A 20,432-nucleotide genomic window follows, 5' to 3' on the forward strand; every position below is an offset into this window, starting at 1 on the left:
ATCTCGGCAGTGCGATGATCCCCGCATGGGTGTGGCTGTGCGACGGATGAGGAGCGCGGGTGGCTGAGGCCGGCGCCGTCTACGCGCGCCGCCTGCACCGTCGGCTGGCCGTCTACGTGGGCGGCTTCCTCGGATTTCTCCTCGTGCTGGCCTGGGCCGAGCAATACGCCGGCCTGTCGCGCTTCTGGCTGGGGCCGATCTTCATGTTCTCCACGGTCATGATGTACGCGGCCATCGGCATCACCAGCCGCACCACGGACCCGGAGGAGTACTACGTGGGCGGCCGCCGCATCCCGCCCATGTACAACGGGATGGCCGCGGCCGCCGACTGGATGAGCGCGGCCTCGTTCATCAGCCTGGCGGGCGGCCTCTACCTGCAAGGCTTCGCCGGCGGCGGCGGGCAGCCGGGGGCCTGGCCTACGTGCTGGGATGGACCGGAGGCTTCGTGCTGGTCGCGCTGCTCGTCGCGCCCTACCTGCGGCGCATGGGGCTGTACACGGTGCCCGACTACTTCCACGTGCGCTACGGCGGCGAGTGGCCGCGGCGGCTCGCGGCGCTGGCCGCGATCATCTGCTCCTTCACCTACGTGGTGGCGCAGATCTACGGCATCGGCCTGATCGCCTCGCGCCTGACCGGCGTGCAGTTCGAGATCGGCATCCTGCTCGGCCTGGGCGGCGTGCTGCTCTGTTCCTTCCTGGGCGGCATGCGGGCGATCACCTGGACGCAGGTGGCGCAGTACGTCGTGCTGCTGCTCGCCTTCCTGATCCCGGTGTCCTGGCTCGCGTACACAAGCAGCTGGGCAACCCGATGGCGCCGCTGGTGTACGGCAAGCAGCTGGCCAAGATCGCAGAACTGGAGCGCCAGCTGGTGGTGGCGCCGGAGGAGAAGGAGGTGCAGCAGGAGTTCCTGCGCCGCGCCGCGGACTACAAGGAGAAGCTGGCGAACGTGGACGAAGCCCTGGCGCGCGAACGCGCGGCCGCGCGCGAACGCATCCGCCAGCTCAAGACCAACGACGCCGACTCCGGCCGCATCGTGGCCGCCAACCGCGAATTCGCGGCGCTGCCCCGGGACCCCGCCGCGGCGCGCGAACTCTGGACCCGGCAGATGCACGAATCGCTGCAGCGCGCGCAGCCCTGGGCGGCCTGCCGGCGCACGGCACGCCCTTCGCGGGCGATCCCCAGGGGACGCCGCAGGAGCGCGAGGCCTTCGACAATTCGCGCGCGAACTTCCTCGCGCTGATGTTCTGCCTGATGGCGGGCACCGCGGGCTTGCCGCACCTGCTCACGCGCTTCTACACCACGCCCTCGGTGGCCGACACGCGGTCCTCGGTGACCTGGGCGCTGTTCTTCGTCGGCCTGCTGTACCTGAGCGTGCCGGCCCTGGCGGTGCTGGTGAAGTACGAGGTGATGCAAAGCCTGGTGGGCAGCAGCATCGAGGCGCTGCCCACGTGGATCGTGCAGTGGGCGAGGGTGGATTCCTCGCTGGTGTCGATCATGGACGTGAACGGCGACGGCCGCGTGCAGTTCGGCGAGATCCGGATCGGCGCCGACATCATCATGCTGGCCACGCCGGAGATCGGCGGCCTGCCCTACGTGGTGTCGGGGCTGGTCGCCGCCGGCGGACTCGCCGCCGCGCTGTCGACGGCCGACGGCCTGCTGCTCACCATCAGCAACGCGCTGGTGCGCGACCTGTACAGCCACGAGGTGGGGCACGACAGCACGCCGGAGCAGCGCGTGATCCTCTCGAAGTTCGCGCTGCTGGGAGTGGCGCTGCTGGCGGCCATGGTGGCCACGCTGAAGCCGGCGGAGATCCTGCCGCTGGTGTCCGCGTCCTTCTCGCTCGCGGCGTCCGGGCTGCTGCCGGCGATGGTGCTCGGCATCTTCTGGCGCGGCGCGACGCGCGCCGGCGCCGTGTGCGGCATGCTCGCCGGCTTCGGCGTGACCGTGTACTACATGACCGCGAAATCGGCGCCCGTGCGCGCGGCGATGGGACTGGCCGGGGAGCCCACGCTCTGGTTCGGCATCCAGCCCGTCGCGGGAGGGGTGTTCGGGGTCGCCATCGGCGTCGCGATGGCGGTCCTCGCCAGCCTGCTCACCCGCAGGGAATCCGCCCTGCGGGCGGGTAATCCCTAGACGAGCAGTTGTGTCAGGGCGGGCTTTTGTAAGGAACGAGTAAGCGCCTGTACGAACCATTCGCCAACCCTGACATGGCCGTAAGGAATACGCGTGCTGCTGTTCGTTGAGGTGGTGAAGCTGCTGGCCGAGATCGCACTCCTGTGCCTCGCGGGGCAGTGGGTCCTGGGCCTGCTGGCGGGCAAGCGCCGCGAGGAGAACCTGTTCTACCAGCTGTTCCAGGTGCTCACGCGCCCCGTGCTCCGCGGCGCGCGGCTGCTGTCCCCCGGGTCGTCCTGGACCAGCACCTCCCGCTGGTGGCCTTCCTGCTGCTGTTCTTCGTCTGGCTGGCCGCGACGCTCGCCAAGATCGACATCTGCGTGCGCATCGGGGTCCACCTGTGCAAGTGACCCGCACGCTGCGCTACCGCGGCTTCAAGTGGCGCGCCATGGCCAACCTGGTGTTCGGCCGGCAAGCCGCGGCGCTCGCGCTGTTCGACGAGATGCTGCACGAGTTCCCCGGCGACGCCTACGCTCTGGCCAGCATCGCGCACCTGCAGGGGCAGGGCGGCGACCGCAACGCGGCGCTGCGCACGATGGACCGCCTGCTGCAGCTCCACCCCAACGAGGGCAGCCACTGGTTCAACCACGGCTACCTGCTGGAGGAAGCCGGCGAGTACGAGCGCGCCGAGGCGGCCTTCCGCCGCGCCACCGAACTGTCTCCCCAGCTCGATCGGGCCTGGTACGGCCTGGGGCTGGTCCTGATCCGCCTGCAGCGCCTCGACGAAGCCGTCGCGGCCCTGAAGCGGAACACGCAATTGCAGCCCATGAGCCCGTACGGCTGGTACCAGCTGGCCCGGGTCCATGTGGACAGGCAAGAGCCGGAGGAGGCCAGGCGGATCATCCGCCACCTCCAGCGGTTCGAGCCGAAGGTCGCCGCCCAGCTGGTGCGCGAGACGGGCCTGTCCGTCGAGCCCGCCCGCTGAGAGGCGACTTCCCGGGGCGGCCCGGTTGCAGCCGGCGGCGCGAGCCGCCGGGGGCCGCATGGCAAGAGCGAGAAGAGGACCCTCGGTCCAAGGAGACAACGCAATGCAGATGACCGCAAGGCATCGCGAGTACTGGCAGAGGAACCTGCGGATCACCGGCATCCTGCTGGCGATCTGGTTCTTCGTGACCTTCGTGATCGGCTACTTCGCCCGCGACCTCAGTTTCAACTTCTTCGGCTGGCCCTTCAGCTTCTGGGTCGGCGCGCAGGGCGCGCTGGTCGTGTACGTCGCGCTGATCTGGTTCTATGCGCACTACATGAACAAGCTGGACCAGGAATACGGCGTCGCCGAGGAGGACTGACAGCATGGCCACCCTCAACCCCGACCGCGCCCAGCCCAACGTCTCCACGGCGTCCACTGCCTCGTTCAAGAAGCAGCTGAACAAGGTCTACGGCTTCTACACCGGAGGCTTCATCGCCTTCGTCATCGTGCTCGCCGTCCTCGAGCAGATGGGCCTGAACCGCGACTGGATCGGCTTCATCTTCCTGCTCGCCACCATCGGCCTGTACGCCGGCATCGGCATCATGAGCCGCACCACCGACGCCGCGGAGTACTACGTGGCAGGACGCCGCGTGCCCGCCGTGTACAACGGCATGGCCACGGGCGCCGACTGGATGTCGGCGGCATCGTTCATCGGCATGGCCGGCACGCTGTACCTCACGGGCTACAGCGGCCTCGCGTTCATCATGGGATGGACCGGCGGCTACGTGCTGGTGGCACTGTTCCTCGCGCCCTACCTGCGCAAGTTCGGGCAGTTCACCATTCCGGACTTCCTGGGCGAGCGCTACGGCGGCAACCTGCCGCGCTTCATCGGCATCGTCGCGGCCATCCTCTGCTCCTTCACCTACGTGGTGGCGCAGATCTACGGCGTGGGCATCATCACCACGCGCCTGACCGGCGTGGCCTTCGAGATCGGCATCTTCCTGGGCCTCGGCGGCATCCTGGTGTGCTCCTTCCTGGGCGGCATGCGCGCGGTCACGTGGACGCAGGTGGCGCAGTACATCATCCTGATCATCGCCTACCTGATCCCCGTGGTCTGGCTGTCGGTCAAGCAGACCGGCGTGCCCGTCCCGCAGGCCGTGTACGGCTACCAGCTGGAGAAGGTTTCCGCCAAGGAGGCGCAGCTGATCGCCGACCCGAAGGAGCTGGAGGTCCGCAAGGTGTTCGCCGACCGCGCCAAGGGCCTGGCCGAGAAGCTGAAGGACCCGAAAGCCGCACTGGCAGCCGACCGCGCGGCCGCGGAGAAGAAGGTCGCCGACCTCAAGGCCAGCAACGCGCCGGTGCCGGAACTGCAGGCCGCCGAGAAGGCCCTGGCCGGACTGCCGAAGGACGAAGCGGCCGCCGTGAAGTCCTGGACCGCCGCGAAGACCGCCGCCGAAGCGAAGGACAAGCCTTTGGGCGGCATGCCGCGCCACGGCCAGATCTTCGCGGGCGACCCGAACGGGGACGCGGCGGCGAAGACCGCGTACGACACCTCGCGGCGCAACTTCCTGGCGCTGATCTTCTGCCTGATGGTGGGCACGGCGGCGCTGCCGCACATCCTGATGCGCTACTACACGACGCCCAGCGTCAAGGAGGCGCGCAGCTCGGTGACCTGGTCGCTGTTCTTCATCTTCCTGTTGTATTTCACGGCGCCCGCGCTGGCGGTGCTGGTGAAGTACGAGATGTTCAACACGGTCGTGGGCAGTTCCTTCAACAGCCTGCCATTCTGGATATCGGCCTGGAACAAGGTGGATCCGACGCTGCTGTCGGTGGTCGACCTGAACAAGGACGGCATCCTGCAGTTCGGCGAGATCACCATCGGCGGCGACATCGTGGTGCTGGCGACCCCGGCCATCGGCGGCCTGCCCTACGTGATCTCGGGCCTGGTGGCGGCTGGCGGCCTGGCCGCGGCGCTGTCCACCGCGGACGGCCTGCTGCTGACGATCGCCAACGCGCTGTCGCATGACCTGTACTACAAGATGATCGACCCGAACGCACCCACGGCCCGCCGCGTGATGCTGTCGAAGATCCTCCTGCTGGTCGTCGCGCTGGCTGCCGCCGGTGTCGCTTCGCAGAAACCGGCGGACATCCTGTTCCTGGTATCCGCGGCGTTCTCGTTCGCGGCCGCGGCCTTCTTCCCGGCGCTGGTGCTGGGGATCTTCTGGAAGCGGGCGACCGGCATCGCAGCGTCGCTGGGCATGATCGCCGGCCTCGGCACGACCTTCTACTACATGGCCACCACGCAGCCCTGGATGCGCAGCATCTTCGGCGTGACCTCGCCGATCGCGGACAACATCTGGTGGGGCATCCAGCCGATTTCCGCCGGCGTGTTCGGCGTGCCGATCGGCTTCGCGGTCATCATCCTGGTCAGCCTGTTCACGCCGGCGCCGGACAAGAAGACGCAGGAGCTCGTCGAGCACGTGCGCTACCCCGAACTGCGGGGAACCGCCGCACGCGCCGCCTGAACGATCGCGCTCGAGTGACCAAGGCCCCGGGCTTGCCCGGGGCCTTTTTTCATTTCAGGGCGGAGAACACCCAGTCGCGCGAGCACTTGCGGCAGCGCAGGTCGATCTCGTGCACGCGCGGGCGGTGGCCCACGACGTGGAAGCGGCCGTAGTCGCCGCAATCGGGGCAGCTCGCCTGGTTGGCGGCTTGCTCGGCGCGCATCAGCAGGAAGATGTAGCGGCGCAGCGCCCAGGCGCCGATGGCGGCGCACACCACCACGAACAGCACGTTGGCGAGCTGCGCATCGCCCTGCGCGGTGCGGAACGCCTCCATCGCCCCCACGAGCGCGATCACGCTCAGGAACGCCAGCACCATGTGGGCGTGGCTGGAGAGCAGCTGCCGTTCGTACCACTTGCGGAAGCCGATGCGCTTGAAGTTGTCGACCAGGCGGTTTTCCATGCGAGCCTCACCTTCGGAATGAACCGATTCTGCCTAGCGCGGATGGCTGCGCTTGTCCGGATTCATCCATAATTTGCCCATGCTCGACAGCAGTGGCCGCCCGCCGCCACCGCCCAGCCTCATGGCTGCGCTGAGGCCCGAGCTCGTGCGCCATCCGCCGTTCGCGCACATGGTCCCCGCCGCCGTCGATTTCTTCCTCACCCGTTCGGAGCAGCGTTACTACGCACCCGGCGAGACGCTGGTGGAGCCGGCCAGCGGACCGGTCGAGGAGATCTTCCTGGTCCGACAGGGCGCGGTCACCGGCGAGAAGGGGCTGGCCGAGGTGGGGGGCGCCTTCGAATACGAGGCGGGCGACCTGTTTCCCATCGGCGCGGCGATGGCGCGGCGCGCGGTGACCGCCACCTACCGCGCCACGGCCGACACCTTCGTGCTGGTGCTGCCGGGCGCGGCCATGAAGGAGCTGGCCGCGCAAAGCCCCGAGTTCGCCGACTTCCTGCACCGGCGCATCGGCCGCTTCCTCGAGCTTTCGCGGCGCGCGCTGCAGGTCGCGTATGCCTCGCAGACGCTTGCGGAGCAGTCGCTCGAAACCCCGCTGGGCGAACTGGCCACCCGCGCACCCGTGACCTGCGCGCCCGACACGCCGCTGCGCGAGGCGCTCTCGCAGATGAAGCAGCGGCGCATCGGTTCGATCATCGTCACCGAGCCTGGCGGGAGGGTGCAGGGCATCCTGACGCGGCACGACGTGATCGGCCGGGTGGCGCTGGCCGGCGTGCCGCTGGACGCGCCCGTCGCGCAGGTGATGGTGCGCCCCGTGCACACGCTCACGGTGGCGCACACCGCGCAGGACGCGGCGCTGCTGATGTCCGCGCAGTCCATCCGGCACGTGCCGGTCACGCGCGATGGCGCGGTGGTCGGCATCGTGTCCGAGCGCGACCTGTTCGCCATGCAGCGCCTGTCGCTCAAGCAGCTGAGCGCCACCATCCGCGCCGCGCCCGATGTGGCGACCATGAAGCTGGTGGCGCAGGACATCCGCCGCTTCGCGCGCAACCTCCTCAGCCAGGGCGTGCAGGCCCGGCAGCTCACCGCGCTGATCAGCCACCTCAACGACGTGCTGACGCAGCGCCTGGTGGAGATCAAGGCGGGCGAGCACGGGAACGCGCTGCACCACCTGTGCTGGCTGGCCCTGGGCTCCGAGGGCCGCGGCGAGCAGACCATCGCCACCGACCAGGACAACGCGCTGATCCTTCCGGACGGCATCTCCGATGCGCAGCGCAGCGCCGCGCGGGCCTTCGGCCATGAAGTGAACCTGGCGCTGGCCGAATGCGGCTATCCGCTGTGCCGCGGCGGCATCATGGCCGGCGAGCCCGACTGCTGCCTCACGCTGCGCGAGTGGCGCGAGCGCTTCTCCGGCTGGATCGAGCACGGCGGCCCCGCCGACCTGCTGAACGCCAGCATCTTCTTCGACCTGCGGCCGCTGGCCGGGGACGAGCAGCTGGCGCAGGCGCTGCACGCGGAGGTGCTGGAGAACGCGCGTCGCACGCCGCGCTTCCTCAAGCAGCTGGCGCTGAACGCCATCGCCCACGCGGCGCCGCTCAACTGGCTGGGCGCCATCGACACCGACGCCGCGGGCACGGTGGACCTGAAGCTGCAGGGCACCGCGATCTTCGTCGACGCCGCGCGCCTGTACGCGCTGGCGCACGGCGTCGCGGCCACCGGCACGCGCGAGCGGCTCGAGGCCGCAGGCGCCCGCCTGGGCCTGGGCAGCGCCGAATACGAGGCCTGGGTGGGCAGCTTCGAGTTCCTGCAGATGCTGCGGCTGCGCGTCCAGCTGGAAGGCAGCAGTGCCGCGGGGCACCCGAACCGGCTGGAGGTGGCCACCCTGAACGACATCGACCGGCGCATCCTGAAGGAGTCTTTCCGCTTCGCCCGCCTGCTGCAGCAGCGGCTGCACCTGGACTACGAGCGCTAGCCGTGGACTGGCTGCCCTGGCGCAGGACGCCCGCGACCCAGGAGCCCTCGCGCTGGCTGATGGTGGACGTGGAGACCAGCGGGCTCGATCCCGCCCGCGACCGCCTGCTGGCCATCGCCGCCATCGGCATGAAGGTCGACTGGCAGGTGCGCCGGCTTTCGGTCGTGCTCGCCGACAGCTTCGAGGTCGTGTTGCGCCAGGAGGCGCCGAGCGGGCGCGACAACATCCTGCTGCATGGCATCGGCGTGCAGCGGCAGAAGGAGGGCGTGCCGGCGCCGGAAGCCCTGGGTGCCTTCGCCGCATTCGCCGGGTCCGCACCCCTGCTGGCCTTCCATGCGGCCTTCGACGAGGCGCTGATCGGCCGCCATGCGCGCGCGGCGCTGGGCGGCGCGCTGCCCAACCCCTGGCTGGACATCGAGCAGCTGTGCGGCGTGACGCACCCGGAGGTGCGCGCGCGCTCGCTGGACGAATGGATGGCGCACTTCGGCATCCGCTGCGCCGCCCGCCACCAGGCGATCGCGGACACGCTGGCGGAGTGCGACCTGCTGCTGCGCATCTGGCCGCGCGTGGTCAGGGAGTGCGCGAGCTGGCGCGATGTCGAACGGCTCGCCGCCCGCCATCGCTGGGTGGCGCGCGGTTGACTAGCACATGGGCGCCATCGGGGCAGGTGGACAAGCCCGAGCAGACGCCCGATCATTTCCCTGCGGGCTGCGGAAAAAGCCCGCCTCCCGCCTGCCGTTTGCTGGCGTAATGAGGCCCTGATGACCACATCGAAGACCACCGCCGGGCACCAGGTGCTGAAGGACCGCTCGGCAGGCCTGTCGCCGCGCCAGCGCGCCGCCCTGATCCTGTTCGACGGCAAGCGCACCGTGCAGGACGTGCTGGCGGTGACCTCGCCCACGGGCGTGACGCCGGCCGACATCGACCGCCTGGTGCAGATGGGGCTGGTGGCGGAGCAGGGCGCTGCGGTCCGGCCGCCGGAGTTCGGCCCGGACTCGCAACCGGCCAGCCTCTGGGTCAGCGTGTCCCCCGCCCCCTCGGCGAACGAGCGCTACCTGCGGGCCTACGAGGTCGGGATCCAGCTCACCGCGGAGCTTGGCACGCGCGCCAGCCACCTGCTGCTGGCGGTGGAAGCGGCAGAGAGCCTGGACGAGCTGGTCGAGCTCGCGCCGCGGCTGCGCGCCGCCCTCCTGCCCCTGCAATTCGCCCGTTTCGAGGCCGCCCTCCACGGCCGCTGAAACCCCGCCGACCCCACGGCCGGGCAGCCTGCGCCCATGCAGGCTATAATCGCGGGCTTTCCGCCTTGCCGCACCCACTTCGACGCCGGGGCGGCTCTCATCCACAAGGAGTCTTATGCGTCACTATGAAATCGTCTTGCTGATCCACCCGGATCAGAGCGAGCAGGTTCCGGCCATGCTGGAGCGCTACAAGGGCATGATCACCGCCGGCAACGGCAAGGTGCACCGTGTCGAGGACTGGGGCCGCCGCCAGCTGGCCTACCAGATCAACAAGCTCGCCAAGGCCCACTTCCTGTGCATCAACATCGAGGCCGACCAGGCCGTGATGAGCGAGCTGGAGCACGCCTTCCGCTTCAACGATGCCGTCCTGCGCCACCTGACCGTGGTGAAGAAGAAGGCCGACACCGGCCCGTCCTCCATGATGAAGACCGTGGAGCGCGAGGAAGCCCGCAAGGCGCAGCAGGCGGAGTTCCAGTCGTAATCGGCGAGGACCAGGCAGCCTAGCGCCGGGTTTTGAACCAGACGATCCTGAGCGCACGTATCGCGGAGGCCAAGGCCCTGCGCTACACGCCGGCCGGCCTGCCCGCCCTCGACCTGACGCTCGAACACGAGTCGCAAGCCCTGGAGGCCGGCTCGCAGCGCCAAGTGAAGGTGGAGATCCGGGCGGTGGCCTTCGGGACGGATGCGGAAACGCTCTCGCGCCAGTCGGTCGGCAGCGGATTCCGGTTCACCGGTTTCCTGGCCGCCCCCGCCACGGCAAGCACCCGGTCCTGCATATCCAGTCATTTCAGCAAGATTAATTTTTCGTAGAGGTCCACCATGGCCACGTTCAAGAAGTTCAACAAGGACAAGCGTCCGAAGCGCAACACCCAGTCGCTGCTGTTCAAGCGCAAGCGTTTCTGCCGCTTCACCGTCGCCGGCGTCGAAGAGATCGATTACAAGGACATCGACACCCTGCGCGACTTCATCTCGGAAAACGGCAAGATCATCCCGGCCCGCCTGACCGGCACCCGCGCGATCTACCAGCGCCAGCTGAACACGGCGATCAAGCGCGCCCGCTTCCTGGCGATGATCCCGTACTCCGACCAGCACCGCATCTGAGGAAGTAGCCATGCAAGTCATCCTGCTCGAGAAAGTCATCAACCTGGGCAACCTGGGCGAGATCGTGAAGGTGAAGGACGGCTACGCCCGTAACTACCTGATCCCCCACGGCCAGGCCCGCCGCGCCACCGAAGCCAACAAGGCCGAATTCGAAGCCAAGCGCGTCGAACTCGAGAAGCAGGCCGCCGCCAAGCTGTCCGAGGCGCAAGCCCTGGGCGAGAAGCTGGCCGGCCAGACCGTCAAGCTGACCCAGAAGGCCGGCGTGGACGGGCGCCTGTTCGGCTCGGTCACCAACTTCGACATCGCCGAGGAGCTCACCAAGACGGGCTTCAAGGTGCAGAAGTCCCAGGTGCGCATGCCCAACGGCCCGATCAAGACCGTCGGCGACAGCACCGTGTCCGTGGCGCTGCACACGGACGTGGTGGTCGACGTCAACGTGACGGTGTACGGCGAGACGGCCTAAGTCCCACCGCCTCGCGAAAAGCCGCCTCCGGGCGGCTTTTTTTTTTGCTCCCTCTCCCCTCCGGGGAGAGGGCTGGGGTGAGGGGCGCTGCCCGGACTTATCCCGCACTCCCCACCGCTTTTCCCGCCCTTGGCCACAGGGTTCGCGGCCACTGTCCACAGCTTGCCCAGAGAAGCTCCCCAGTGTTATCACTGGACATGCTTACAGCCCCGGCAGGACAATCCCCCTTTGAGGAGAGAACGAGCCCATGTCCGCAGTCCTGAGCGCCGTCGACGACGATTTCCCACGCGACCGGCAGGTGGCGCAGCTGCGCATCCCGCCGCATTCGGTCGAGGCGGAGTCGAGCGTGCTGGGCGGCCTGCTGCTGGACAACCAGGCCTGGGACCGCGTGGGCGACCTGCTGGTCGACGGCGACTTCTACCGCTACGAGCACAAGCTCGTGTTCGCGTCCGTCGGCGCGCTGATCAACGCCAGCAAGCCGGCCGACGTGATCACCGTCTTCGAGCACCTGCAGGCGCAGGGCAAGGCCGAGGAGGTCGGCGGGCTGCCCTACCTGAACTCGCTGGCGCAGTACGTGCCCAGCGCCGCCAACATCCGCCGCTACGCGGAGATCGTGCGCGAGCGCTCCATCCTGCGCAAGCTGGTGTCCGCCAGCGACGAGATCGCCACCGCCGCCTTCAACACCCAGGGCAAGCCGGTGGAGAAGATCCTCGACGAGGCGGAGCAGAAGATCTTCAACATCGGGGAGGAAGGCTCCCGGATGAAGCAGGGCTTCCAGGGCATGGACAGCCTGGTGGTGCAGCTGCTGGACCGCGTCCAGGAGATGGCCGACAACCCGAACGACATCACGGGCGTGCCCACCGGCTTCTACGACCTGGACCGCATGACCTCGGGCATGCAGGCCGGCGACCTGATCATCCTGGCGGCGCGTCCCTCGATGGGCAAGACCTCGCTGGCGGTCAACATCGCCGAGCACGTGGCGCTCAACGAAGGCCTGCCGGTGGCGGTTTTCTCCATGGAAATGGGCGCCTCGCAGCTGGCGGTGCGTATCGTCGGTTCCATCGGCCGCATCGACCAGGGCCACCTGCGCACCGGCAAGCTGACCGACGACGAGTGGCCGCGGCTCACCGAGGCGATCGAGAAGCTGCGCAACATCTCCCTGCACATCGACGAGACGCCCGGCCTGACGGTGAGCGAGCTGCGCGCCAACGCGCGCCGGCTGGCCCGCCAGTGCGGCGGCAAGCTCGGCCTGATCGTGGTCGACTACCTGCAGCTCATGAGCACGTCCTCCAGCATGAGCGAGGAGAACCGCGCCACCGCCGTGGGCGAGATCTCGCGTGGCCTGAAGATGCTGGCCAAGGAGCTGGGCTGCCCGCTGATCGCGCTGTCGCAGCTGTCGCGCGGCGTCGAGGCGCGCACCGACAAGCGCCCCATGATGTCCGACCTGCGCGAATCCGGCGCGATCGAGCAGGACGCGGACGTGATCATGTTCATCTACCGCGACGACTACTACAACAAGGACTCCAAGGAGCCCGGCGTCTCCGAGGTGATCATCAGCAAGCAGCGCAACGGCCCCACCGGCACGGTGAAGATGGCCTTCATCAAGCAGCTGACCAAGTTCGAGAACCTGGCGTCCGGCAACGCCGATTTCTGACGCATCGGTTTCACGCCGCTTTCCTACGCCGCGCGCCGGCCGGCCGCGCGATCCTTCGCTCCAGAACCCCTGGAGAGAAGACCATGGAAGAGATGAACCTGATGCCGACCCTGGCCGAGGCCAACGTGCCCATGGTCACCGAGGCGGTGCCCCCGAGCTGGACGAGCCGTCTCCGCTGGAGAAGATCAAGGCCGCCGACGAGGCGCGCAAGGGCTTCCCGGGCGAGCACTGGCTGGTGCTGGCGATCGGGATCGGGCTGTGGCAGGTGACGCGCAAGCACCGCCACGCCCTGGTGCGCAGCGCCGGCCTGCTGGGCGCGAGTGCCCTGGTGGCGCGGGCGGCCAGCGGACGTGAGGGCCTGTCGAAGGTGCTGCGCTACACGCCTTTCGGCAGCCGGATCTCGGCCTGCCCGCCGTGTGACGTGAACGCGCAGCAGCGCTGAAAGAAAAAGCCGGGCTGGGCCCGGCATTCTTCGTCCCTGCGGGGTCCTAGAGCACTTCGCTCGCGAAATCCGCCAGCCGCGAGCGCTCGCCGCGCGCCAGCGTGATGTGCCCGCTGTGCGGCCAGCCCTTGAACTTGTCCACCGCGAAGGTGAGTCCCGAGGAGCCTTCCGTGAGGTAGGGCGTGTCGATCTGCGCCAGGTTGCCCATGCAGATGATCTTGGAGCCCGGGCCTGCGCGCGTGATCAGCGTCTTCATCTGCTTGGGCGTGAGGTTCTGCGCCTCGTCGATGATCACGTACTTGTTCAGGAAGGTGCGCCCGCGCATGAAGTTCATGCTCTTGATCTTGATCTTGGAGCGGATCAATTCGTTGGTCGCCGCGCGGCCCCATTCCCCGCCCGTGCCTTCGGTCTTCCCCAGCACCTCGAGGTTGTCGTCCAGCGCGCCCATCCACGGGCCCATCTTCTCCTCCTCGGTGCCGGGCAGGAAGCCGATGTCCTCGCCCACGCTCACCGTGGCGCGGGTCATGATGATCTCGGTGTAGCGGCGCTCGTCCAGCACCTGCGTGAGGCCCGCGGCCAGCGCCATCAGCGTCTTGCCGGTGCCGGCCGTGCCGGTCAGGGTGACGAAGTCCACTTCCGGGTCCATCAGCAGGTTCATCGCGAAGTTCTGCTCGCGGTTGCGCGTGGTGACGCCCCACACCGCATTCTTCAGGTGCCCGTAGTCCTTCAGCGTCTTGAGCACCGCGGTCTTGCCGCGGATTTCCGTCACGCGCGCATAGAGGCTGGGCTCGCCGGGCGCCTCGAAGTAGACGAACTGGTTGATGAACAGGCTGGGCACGATCGGCCCGCTGATGCGGTAGAAGGTGTGCTGGCCCGACTGCCAGCTCTCCACCGTCTTGCCGTGCTTGGACCAGAAGTCCGCGGGCAGGGCGAGCGAACCCGAATACATCAGGTCCAGGTCGTCCAGCGTCTTGTCGTTCTTGTAGTCCTCGGTGACCAGGCCCAGCGCGCGCGCCTTGACGCGCATGTTGATGTCCTTGGACACCAGCACCACCTGCCGCGGCGCGTGCTTTTCCTGCAGCGCCTGCACCACGCTCAGGATCTGGTTGTCCGCCTTGCCGGGGGCAGGCCCATGGGCAGGCCGGTGGGCGACAGCGGCATGGTCTGGAAGAACAGGCAGCCGCCGGCTTCCTTGTGCCCCGTGCTCTCCAGCTTTCAGGCCGTGGGCGATGTCGGTGCCGGGCGCGCCGGCCAGGGCGTCGAGCGAGCGGCTTGCCTGGCGGGCGTTGCGGGCGACTTCCGTGGTGCCCTTCTTGTGGCCGTCCAGTTCCTCCAGCACCACCATGGGCAGGAAGATGTCGTGCTCGTCGAAGCGGAACAGGCTCATCGGGTCGTGCATCAGGACGTTGGTGTCCAGCACGAACATCTTGGAGGGGCCCGAAGGCTTCTTCTTCTTGGGCGCCGGCTCGGGGACCGTCAGGTCCTTCTTCTTGCGGCCCGGTTGCGGCTCGTCCAGGTAGGTCTCGACTTCCACGTCGAAGCTGCCGGCCGGCACGTCGCCGCCTCCGGCGCGCGGGTCGAACTCGTCCTCGGCCTGCGGGTGATCCGCCACCGGCCTATCGGCCGAAGGCGCCTCCGATTTTCGCGCCGCCTTGTGCGAGGAACGGGCCGGAGCATCGAAGGCTTCCGGCGGGAGCATGGCGGCGCGCTTGGTCGGGGCGGGGGCAGGGGGGGCATGGGTGGTACGGCTTCCGGATGAGGTAGTCGAAAAACAAAAAAGCCGCCAGGCGGGCCGGGCGGCTTCTTTCGGGCTGACGGTGATGACGCGTCGCGTCTGGATCAACGGCATGAATTCATTATGCACATGCCCAGCTTGGGAACAACGTCAGCCGACGCCCTGTTGTGTCTTTACGTCAAGCCCGGCAGTGCGGGCGCGCAAGGGACTCAGGCGGCCTTCTTCAGCAGCTTCACGGCCTTGAGCACCTCGTCCACGTGGCCGGGGACCTTCAGGCCGCGCCATTCCTGCTTGAGGATGCCGTCGGCGCCCACGAGGAAGGTGCTGCGCTCGATGCCCTTGACCTTCTTGCCGTACATGATCTTGTTCTTGACCACGCCGAACATGTGGCACATCTTTTCCTCGGTGTCGGCGATCAGCTCGAAGGGCAGTTCGAGCTTGGTCTTGAACTCGTCGTGCGACTTCATGTTGTCGCGCGAGACGCCGAACACGACGGCGCCGGCCTTCACGAAGTCCTTGTATTTGTCACGGAACTGCATCGCTTCCGTGGTGCAGCCGGGCGTGTTGTCCTTCGGGTAGAAGTACAGGACCAGGATCTGCCCCACGTGCGTGGTGTTCGTGACCTTGGTGCCGCGCGGTGGCGTTCGCTTCGAATTCGGGAAGGGGTTTGTTGACAACGATCGCCATAGAGTCCTGAGTCGGTATGTGGTTCTGTGTGACAGTCTTGCTCGTTGGCGGCAGGCTTCGCGCAGGCCCGGCCGCAACACGAGATTTTACCGCGAAAAGCCCCGCGCAGGCCGCGAGGGCTCAGGGTTCCGCATCGAGCAGCAGGGCCACTGCCACGTCCCGGCCCTCCTGGGCCAGGATGTTGTAGGTGCGGCAGGCCGCCGGCGTGTCCATGGTTTCGACGCCGATGCGGCGCGCCGCCAGGGGCGCCAGCCACGCCGGCTGGGGAAAGCGGATGCGGCGGCCGCTGCCGAAGATCACCACTTCCACCTTCAGTTGCGCCAGCGCCGCGAAGTGCTCCGGCCCCAGCTGCTCGAAGCTGCCGGCCCATTCGATGCGCTCCCCGTGCGAGCCGAGCACAACGTTGTGCGTGATCTTTTCCGCCCCTACGGCCACCCAGCCCGGGCCATAGGCGCTGATGGTCTGGGCGTCGGATTGATCGGGTTGGAGCTTCAAGAGGTGTCGCGAGGGTGAGGAGATCGCCGCGTGCCGAGGGGCGGATGCGGACTTATGGTCAAATTATAGGTTTCACCTCGTGTCACCGCCCCCGGGAGGGCCATTGAAGACCGTCCAAAAGTCCACCAAGCTCGCCAACGTCCTGTACGACATCCGCGGTCCCATCATGGACGCCGCCCGGCAGATGGAGGAAGAAGGCCACAAGGTGATCAAGCTGAACATCGGCAACCTCGCCGTGTTCGGCTTCGACGCGCCGGAGGAGATCCAGCAGGACATGATCCGCAACCTGCCGAATTCGGCGGGCTACTCGGACAGCAAGGGCATCTTCGCCGCGCGCAAGGCGGTGATGCACTACACCCAGCAGCAGGGCATCAAGGGCGTCACGCTCGACGACGTGTACCTGGGCAACGGCGCCAGCGAGCTGATCGCGATGGCCACCAACGCGCTGCTCAACGAAGGGGACGAACTGCTGTTGCCCTCGCCGGACTACCCGCTGTGGACCGCCAGCGCCGCGCTTTCCGGCGGCACCCCGGTGCATTACATGTGCGACGAGGCCAACGGCTGGATGCCCGACCTCGACGACATCCGCCGCAAGATCACGCCGGCCACCAAGGGCATCGTCGTCATCAACCCGAACAATCCCACGGGCGCGCTGTACTCCGACGAGCTGCTGAAGGAGATCGTGGCGATCGCGCGCCAGCACGGCCTGGTGATCCTGGCCGACGAGGTGTACGACAAGGTGCTGTACGACGGCGTGAAGCACACCGCCATCGGCAGCCTGTCGGAGGACGTGCTGACGCTGACCTTCAACTCGCTGTCCAAGAGCTACCGCTCCTGCGGCTACCGCGCCGGCTGGATGGTGGTGTCGGGCGACAAGAAGGTCGCGGCCGACTACATCGAGGGCCTGACCATGCTCTCGAACATGCGCCTGTGCGCCAACGTGCCGGGCCAGTGGGCGATCCAGACCGCGCTGGGCGGCTACCAGAGCATCAACGAGCTGGTGAACCCGGGCGGGCGCCTGCGCCGCCAGCGCGACCTGGCCTACGAGCTGATCACCGCCATCCCCGGCGTCAGCTGCGTCAAGCCGCAGGCGGCGCTCTACATGTTCCCGCGCCTCGATCCGAAGATGTACCCGATCGCGGACGACCGCCAGTTCTTCCTGGAACTGCTGCAGGAGACGCGCGTCATGCTGGTGCAGGGCACCGGCTTCAACTGGCCGCAGCCCGATCACTTCCGCATCGTGTTCCTGCCGCACGAGGACGACCTGCGCGAGGCCGTCGGCCGCATCGCCCGTTTCCTCGACAACTATCGCAAGCGCCACTCGAAATGAAACCGATCCAAGTCGGCCTCCTGGGCATAGGCACCGTGGGCAGCGGCGTCTTCAACGTCCTCAAGCGCAACCAGGCCGAGATCCAGCGCCGCGCCGGCCGCGGCATCGCGATCACCATGGTCGCCGACCTCGACACCGCGCGCGCGCCGAGGCGGTGGTGGGCGGCAACGCCAAGGTGGTCAAGGACGCGCGCGAGATCATCGCCAACCCCGACATCGACATCGTCATCGAGCTGATCGGCGGCTACGGCATCGCCCGCCAGCTGGTGATGGAAGCCATCGCCGCCGGCAAGCACGTGGTCACGGCCAACAAGGCGCTGCTGGCCGTGCACGGCACCGAGATCTTCGCGGCGGCGCATGCGAAGGGCGTGATGGTGGCCTTCGAGGCGGCGGTGGCCGGCGGCATCCCGATCATCAAGTCGCTGCGCGAGGGCCTCACCGCCAACCGCATCGAGTGGATCGCCGGCATCATCAACGGCACCACCAACTTCATCCTGTCGGAGATGCGGGACAAGGGCCTGGACTTCGACGTGGTGCTCAAGGAAGCGCAGCGCCTGGGCTACGCCGAAGCGGACCCCACCTTCGACATCGAGGGCGTGGACGCGGCGCACAAGGCGACCATCATGTCGGCCATCGCCTTCGGCGTGCCGGTGCAGTTCGACAAGGCCTACGTCGAGGGCATCACCAAGCTGTCCTCGGTGGACATCGAATACGCCGAGCACCTGGGCTACCGCATCAAGCTGCTCGGGATCTCGCGCCGCACGCCCAAAGGCATCGAACTGCGCGTGCACCCGACGCTGGTGCCCTGCAAGCGCCTGATCGCCAACGTGGAAGGCGCGATGAACGCGGTGATGGTGCAGGGCGACGCCGTCGGCACCACGCTGTACTACGGCAAGGGCGCCGGCAGCGAGCCGACCGCCAGCGCCGTGATCGCCGACCTGGTGGACGTGACGCGCCTGCACACCGTGGACGCGGCGCACCGCGTGCCGCACCTGGCCTTCCAGCCGGACCAGATGAGCGACGCGCCCATCCTGCCCATGAGCGAGGTCGTCACCAGCTACTACCTGCGCCTGCGCGTGGCCGACCAGGCCGGCGTGCTGGCCAAGGTGGCCGGCCTGCTGGCCACCGCCGGCATCAGCATCGACGCCATGCTGCAGCGGGAGGCCTCCGCCATCGGCGGCAAGGGCTCCACCCAGACGGACCTGATCCTGCTGACGCACAGCGTTCGCGAAGGCACGATGAACGAGGTGATCGCGCAGATGCAGGGCCTGGCCACCGTGCTGGCGCCCATCACCCGCATCCGCAAGGAAGAACTGGCCTGAAGGCCCCGACCATGCTGTACCTCTCCACCCGCGGCCATCCGGACCGCAAGCATTTCTGCGAGATCCTGCTGGAAGGACTGGCACCGGACGGCGGCCTCTACCTGCCCGAGCGCTATCCGAAGGTCGATGCCGCGACGCTCGCGAAGTGGCGCGGCCTGCCTTATGCGGACCTCGCCTTCGAGATCCTCTCGCTCTACATCGACGACATCCCGGCCGAAGACCTGCGCGCCATCTGCCGCAAGACCTACACCGCCGAAGTGTTCGGCACGCGCGAGATCGTCCCGCTGAAGCAGCTGGAAGACGGCGTGTATCTTGAAGCCCTGTCCAACGGGCCCACGCTGGCCTTCAAGGACATGGCGATGCAGCTGCTGGGCAACCTGTTCGAGTACGAACTGGCGCGCCGCGGCGAGGAGCTGAACATCCTGGGTGCGACCTCGGGCGACACCGGCAGTGCCGCCGAATACGCGATGCGCGGCAAGAAGGGCGTGCGCGTCTTCATGACCTCGCCCCAGGGCCGCATGAGCCCCTTCCAGCAGGCGCAGATGTTCAGCCTGCAGGACGCCAACATCCACAACCTGGCGGTCGAAGGCGTGTTCGACGACTGCCAGGACATCATCGTCAAGGCGGTGTCGAACGACCTGGCCTTCAAGCGCAAGTACCGCATCGGCACCGTCAATTCGATCAACTGGGCGCGGCTGGTGGCGCAGGTGGTCTACTACTTCGCGGGCTACTTCCAGGCCACGAAGTCCAACGAGGAACGCGTTTCCTTCGCCGTCCCCTCCGGCAACTTCGGCAACATCTGCGCCGGCCACGTCGCGCGCATGATGGCCCTGCCGATCGCGCAGCTGGTGCTGGCGACCAATGAGAACGACGTGCTCGACGAGTTCTTCCGCACCGGCACCTACCGCGTGCGCGGCTCCAAGGACACCTACGAGACCTCCAGCCCTTCGATGGACATCTCCAAGGCCAGCAACTTCGAGCGCTTCGTGTTCGACCTGCTCGGACGCGACGGCGCCAAGGTGCGCGCGCTGTTCTCCGAGGAACTGGCGGCCAGGGGGCAGTTCACCCTGGGCAGCGAAATGCGCAAGGCGCGCGAGGACTACGGCTTCGTCTCCGGCCGCAGCACGCACGCCGACCGCCTGGCGACCATCCGCGATACCTGGGAGCGCTTCGGAACCATGATCGACACGCACACCGCCGACGGCCTGAAGGTCGCGCGCGAACACCGCCGCGCCGGCGTGCCCATGATCGTGCTGGAGACCGCGCTGCCCATCAAGTTCGCCGAGACCATCGTCGAAGCGCTCGGGCGCGAGCCCGACCGGCCCGCGAAGTTCGCCGGCATCGAGGACCTCCCCAAGCGCGTGACCGTGCTGCCCGCCGATGCCGAGCGCGTGAAGCAATTCATCGCGGCGCACTGCGCATGAAAGCCGTAGGCTTCGCCGGCTATTCCGGCTCGGGCAAGACCCACCTCGTCGAGCGCCTGATTCCCGCGCTGAAGATGCGCGGGCTGCGCGTTTCGGTCGTGAAGCACGCGCACCACGATTTCGACATCGACCATCCCGGCAAGGACACCTGGCGCCACCGCGAGGCGGGCGCCTTCGAGGTGGTGGTCGCCTCCGATCGCCGCCTCGCGCTGATGCGCGAGTTCGAGCGGCCGTCCACGCTCAAGGTGCACCACCTGATCGCCGAGCTCTACGAGGGCGTGGACTGGGTGCTGGTCGAGGGCTTCAAGGAAAGCAACCTGCTCAAGGTCGAGGTGTGGCGCGCCGCATCCGGCAAGCCGGTGCGCTACCCGGACGACGATTTCATCGTCGCCATCGCCACCGATTCGGCCGACCAGCTGCCGCAGTCCACCCTGCGGCCGGTGCTGGATCTCAACGACCCGGATGCGGTTGCGCAATGGCTGGTCGACAATGGCGACCGGTTCGAGTACGACCCGGAGAGATACGTGTGAA

18 protein-coding genes and 4 pseudogenes are annotated in these 20,432 nt (G+C 67.9%); 18 read left to right on the forward strand and 4 right to left on the reverse strand.

What is annotated here, in order from left to right:
• Nucleotides 1-59 precede the first annotated feature (59 nt).
• The 4 genes and pseudogenes from HK415_RS05185 (at nucleotide 60) to HK415_RS05205 (ending at nucleotide 5,603) form a co-directional block, all read left to right on the forward strand.
• Nucleotides 60-2,132, forward strand: a pseudogene (locus HK415_RS05185) (VC_2705 family sodium/solute symporter).
• Between the two features lie 379 nt (nucleotides 2,133-2,511).
• On the forward strand, nucleotides 2,512-3,096 hold the full coding sequence (locus HK415_RS05195) for a tetratricopeptide repeat protein (RefSeq protein ID WP_309246582.1): 585 nt from the start codon (nucleotides 2,512-2,514) through the stop codon (nucleotides 3,094-3,096).
• A gap of 103 nt (nucleotides 3,097-3,199) precedes the next feature.
• Nucleotides 3,200-3,457, forward strand: a complete 258-nt coding sequence (locus tag HK415_RS05200; RefSeq protein ID WP_171557060.1) for a DUF4212 domain-containing protein — start codon at nucleotides 3,200-3,202, stop codon at nucleotides 3,455-3,457.
• A 4-nt stretch (nucleotides 3,458-3,461) separates the two neighbouring features.
• A complete protein-coding gene (locus tag HK415_RS05205) occupies nucleotides 3,462-5,603 on the forward strand; it encodes a sodium:solute symporter family protein (RefSeq protein WP_171557062.1) in 2,142 nt (713 codons plus the stop codon).
• Nucleotides 5,604-5,652: 49 nt separating this feature from the next.
• Here HK415_RS05205 and HK415_RS05210 read toward each other — a convergent pair whose 3' ends face one another.
• Nucleotides 5,653-6,042: a hypothetical protein gene (locus HK415_RS05210; protein ID WP_171557065.1), complete on the reverse strand. Its 390-nt coding sequence runs from the start codon at nucleotides 6,040-6,042 to the stop codon at nucleotides 5,653-5,655.
• 145 nt (nucleotides 6,043-6,187) lie between these two features.
• Between HK415_RS05210 and HK415_RS05215 the strand changes: the two genes are divergently transcribed.
• From HK415_RS05215 to HK415_RS05260, 10 genes and pseudogenes are all read left to right on the forward strand, one after another.
• Nucleotides 6,188-8,011, forward strand: coding sequence for a DUF294 nucleotidyltransferase-like domain-containing protein (locus HK415_RS05215; RefSeq protein WP_309246583.1), 1,824 nt, complete (start codon nucleotides 6,188-6,190; stop codon nucleotides 8,009-8,011).
• A gap of 2 nt (nucleotides 8,012-8,013) precedes the next feature.
• Nucleotides 8,014-8,652 carry a 3'-5' exonuclease gene (locus HK415_RS05220; protein ID WP_171557070.1) on the forward strand — a complete coding sequence of 213 codons (639 nt, stop codon included), beginning with the start codon at nucleotides 8,014-8,016 and terminating at the stop codon, nucleotides 8,650-8,652.
• 120 nt (nucleotides 8,653-8,772) lie between these two features.
• Nucleotides 8,773-9,249: a hypothetical protein gene (locus HK415_RS05225; protein WP_171557072.1), complete on the forward strand. Its 477-nt coding sequence runs from the start codon at nucleotides 8,773-8,775 to the stop codon at nucleotides 9,247-9,249.
• Between the two features lie 115 nt (nucleotides 9,250-9,364).
• Complete coding sequence (gene rpsF / locus HK415_RS05230; protein WP_171557074.1) at nucleotides 9,365-9,730, forward strand: 30S ribosomal protein S6; 366 nt, start codon at nucleotides 9,365-9,367, stop codon at nucleotides 9,728-9,730.
• Between the two features lie 32 nt (nucleotides 9,731-9,762).
• A pseudogene (gene priB, locus HK415_RS05235) lies at nucleotides 9,763-10,049 on the forward strand (primosomal replication protein N).
• Between the two features lie 19 nt (nucleotides 10,050-10,068).
• On the forward strand, nucleotides 10,069-10,350 hold the full coding sequence (gene rpsR, locus HK415_RS05240; RefSeq protein WP_171557076.1) for a 30S ribosomal protein S18: 282 nt from the start codon (nucleotides 10,069-10,071) through the stop codon (nucleotides 10,348-10,350).
• Nucleotides 10,351-10,360: 10 nt separating this feature from the next.
• The gene (gene rplI / locus HK415_RS05245) at nucleotides 10,361-10,813 is read left to right on the forward strand and encodes a 50S ribosomal protein L9 (protein WP_171557079.1); all 453 of its coding nucleotides are present in this window, start codon (nucleotides 10,361-10,363) and stop codon (nucleotides 10,811-10,813) included.
• A gap of 247 nt (nucleotides 10,814-11,060) precedes the next feature.
• Entirely contained in the window at nucleotides 11,061-12,467 is a 1,407-nt protein-coding gene (gene dnaB / locus HK415_RS05250) for a replicative DNA helicase (protein WP_171557081.1), read from the forward strand.
• 83 nt (nucleotides 12,468-12,550) lie between these two features.
• On the forward strand, nucleotides 12,551-12,736 hold the full coding sequence (locus tag HK415_RS05255; protein ID WP_171557084.1) for a hypothetical protein: 186 nt from the start codon (nucleotides 12,551-12,553) through the stop codon (nucleotides 12,734-12,736).
• Complete coding sequence (locus tag HK415_RS05260) at nucleotides 12,703-12,909, forward strand: hypothetical protein (RefSeq protein WP_171557086.1); 207 nt, start codon at nucleotides 12,703-12,705, stop codon at nucleotides 12,907-12,909. The genes HK415_RS05255 and HK415_RS05260 overlap by 34 nt, the downstream gene beginning before the upstream one ends.
• Nucleotides 12,910-12,955: 46 nt before the next feature.
• On the opposite strand, the gene HK415_RS05265 is transcribed toward HK415_RS05260, so the two are convergent.
• From HK415_RS05265 to HK415_RS05275, 3 genes and pseudogenes are all read right to left on the reverse strand, one after another.
• Nucleotides 12,956-14,608: a PhoH family protein gene (locus tag HK415_RS05265; RefSeq protein ID WP_253261770.1), complete on the reverse strand. Its 1,653-nt coding sequence runs from the start codon at nucleotides 14,606-14,608 to the stop codon at nucleotides 12,956-12,958.
• A 245-nt stretch (nucleotides 14,609-14,853) separates the two neighbouring features.
• Nucleotides 14,854-15,331, reverse strand: a pseudogene (locus tag HK415_RS05270) (peroxiredoxin).
• A gap of 120 nt (nucleotides 15,332-15,451) precedes the next feature.
• The gene (locus tag HK415_RS05275) at nucleotides 15,452-15,826 is read right to left on the reverse strand and encodes an Mth938-like domain-containing protein (RefSeq protein WP_171557089.1); all 375 of its coding nucleotides are present in this window, start codon (nucleotides 15,824-15,826) and stop codon (nucleotides 15,452-15,454) included.
• A gap of 103 nt (nucleotides 15,827-15,929) precedes the next feature.
• On the opposite strand from HK415_RS05275, the gene HK415_RS05280 reads away from it, so the two are divergent.
• The 4 genes and pseudogenes from HK415_RS05280 to mobB all read left to right on the forward strand — a co-directional run bounded on the left by HK415_RS05280 (nucleotide 15,930) and on the right by mobB (nucleotide 20,431).
• Complete coding sequence (locus tag HK415_RS05280; protein WP_171557091.1) at nucleotides 15,930-17,156, forward strand: pyridoxal phosphate-dependent aminotransferase; 1,227 nt, start codon at nucleotides 15,930-15,932, stop codon at nucleotides 17,154-17,156.
• A pseudogene (locus HK415_RS05285) lies at nucleotides 17,153-18,477 on the forward strand (homoserine dehydrogenase). The gene HK415_RS05280 and the pseudogene HK415_RS05285 overlap by 4 nt, the downstream one beginning before the upstream one ends.
• Before the next feature lie 11 nt (nucleotides 18,478-18,488).
• Nucleotides 18,489-19,901, forward strand: coding sequence for a threonine synthase (thrC, locus tag HK415_RS05290; protein WP_171557093.1), 1,413 nt, complete (start codon nucleotides 18,489-18,491; stop codon nucleotides 19,899-19,901).
• Nucleotides 19,898-20,431, forward strand: a complete 534-nt coding sequence (gene mobB, locus HK415_RS05295) for a molybdopterin-guanine dinucleotide biosynthesis protein B (RefSeq protein WP_171557095.1) — start codon at nucleotides 19,898-19,900, stop codon at nucleotides 20,429-20,431. The genes thrC and mobB overlap by 4 nt, the downstream gene beginning before the upstream one ends.
• Nucleotide 20,432: the final 1 nt, after the last annotated feature.

The organism is Ramlibacter montanisoli (assembly GCF_013087525.1).
GTDB lineage: Bacteria > Pseudomonadota > Gammaproteobacteria > Burkholderiales > Burkholderiaceae_C > Ramlibacter > Ramlibacter montanisoli.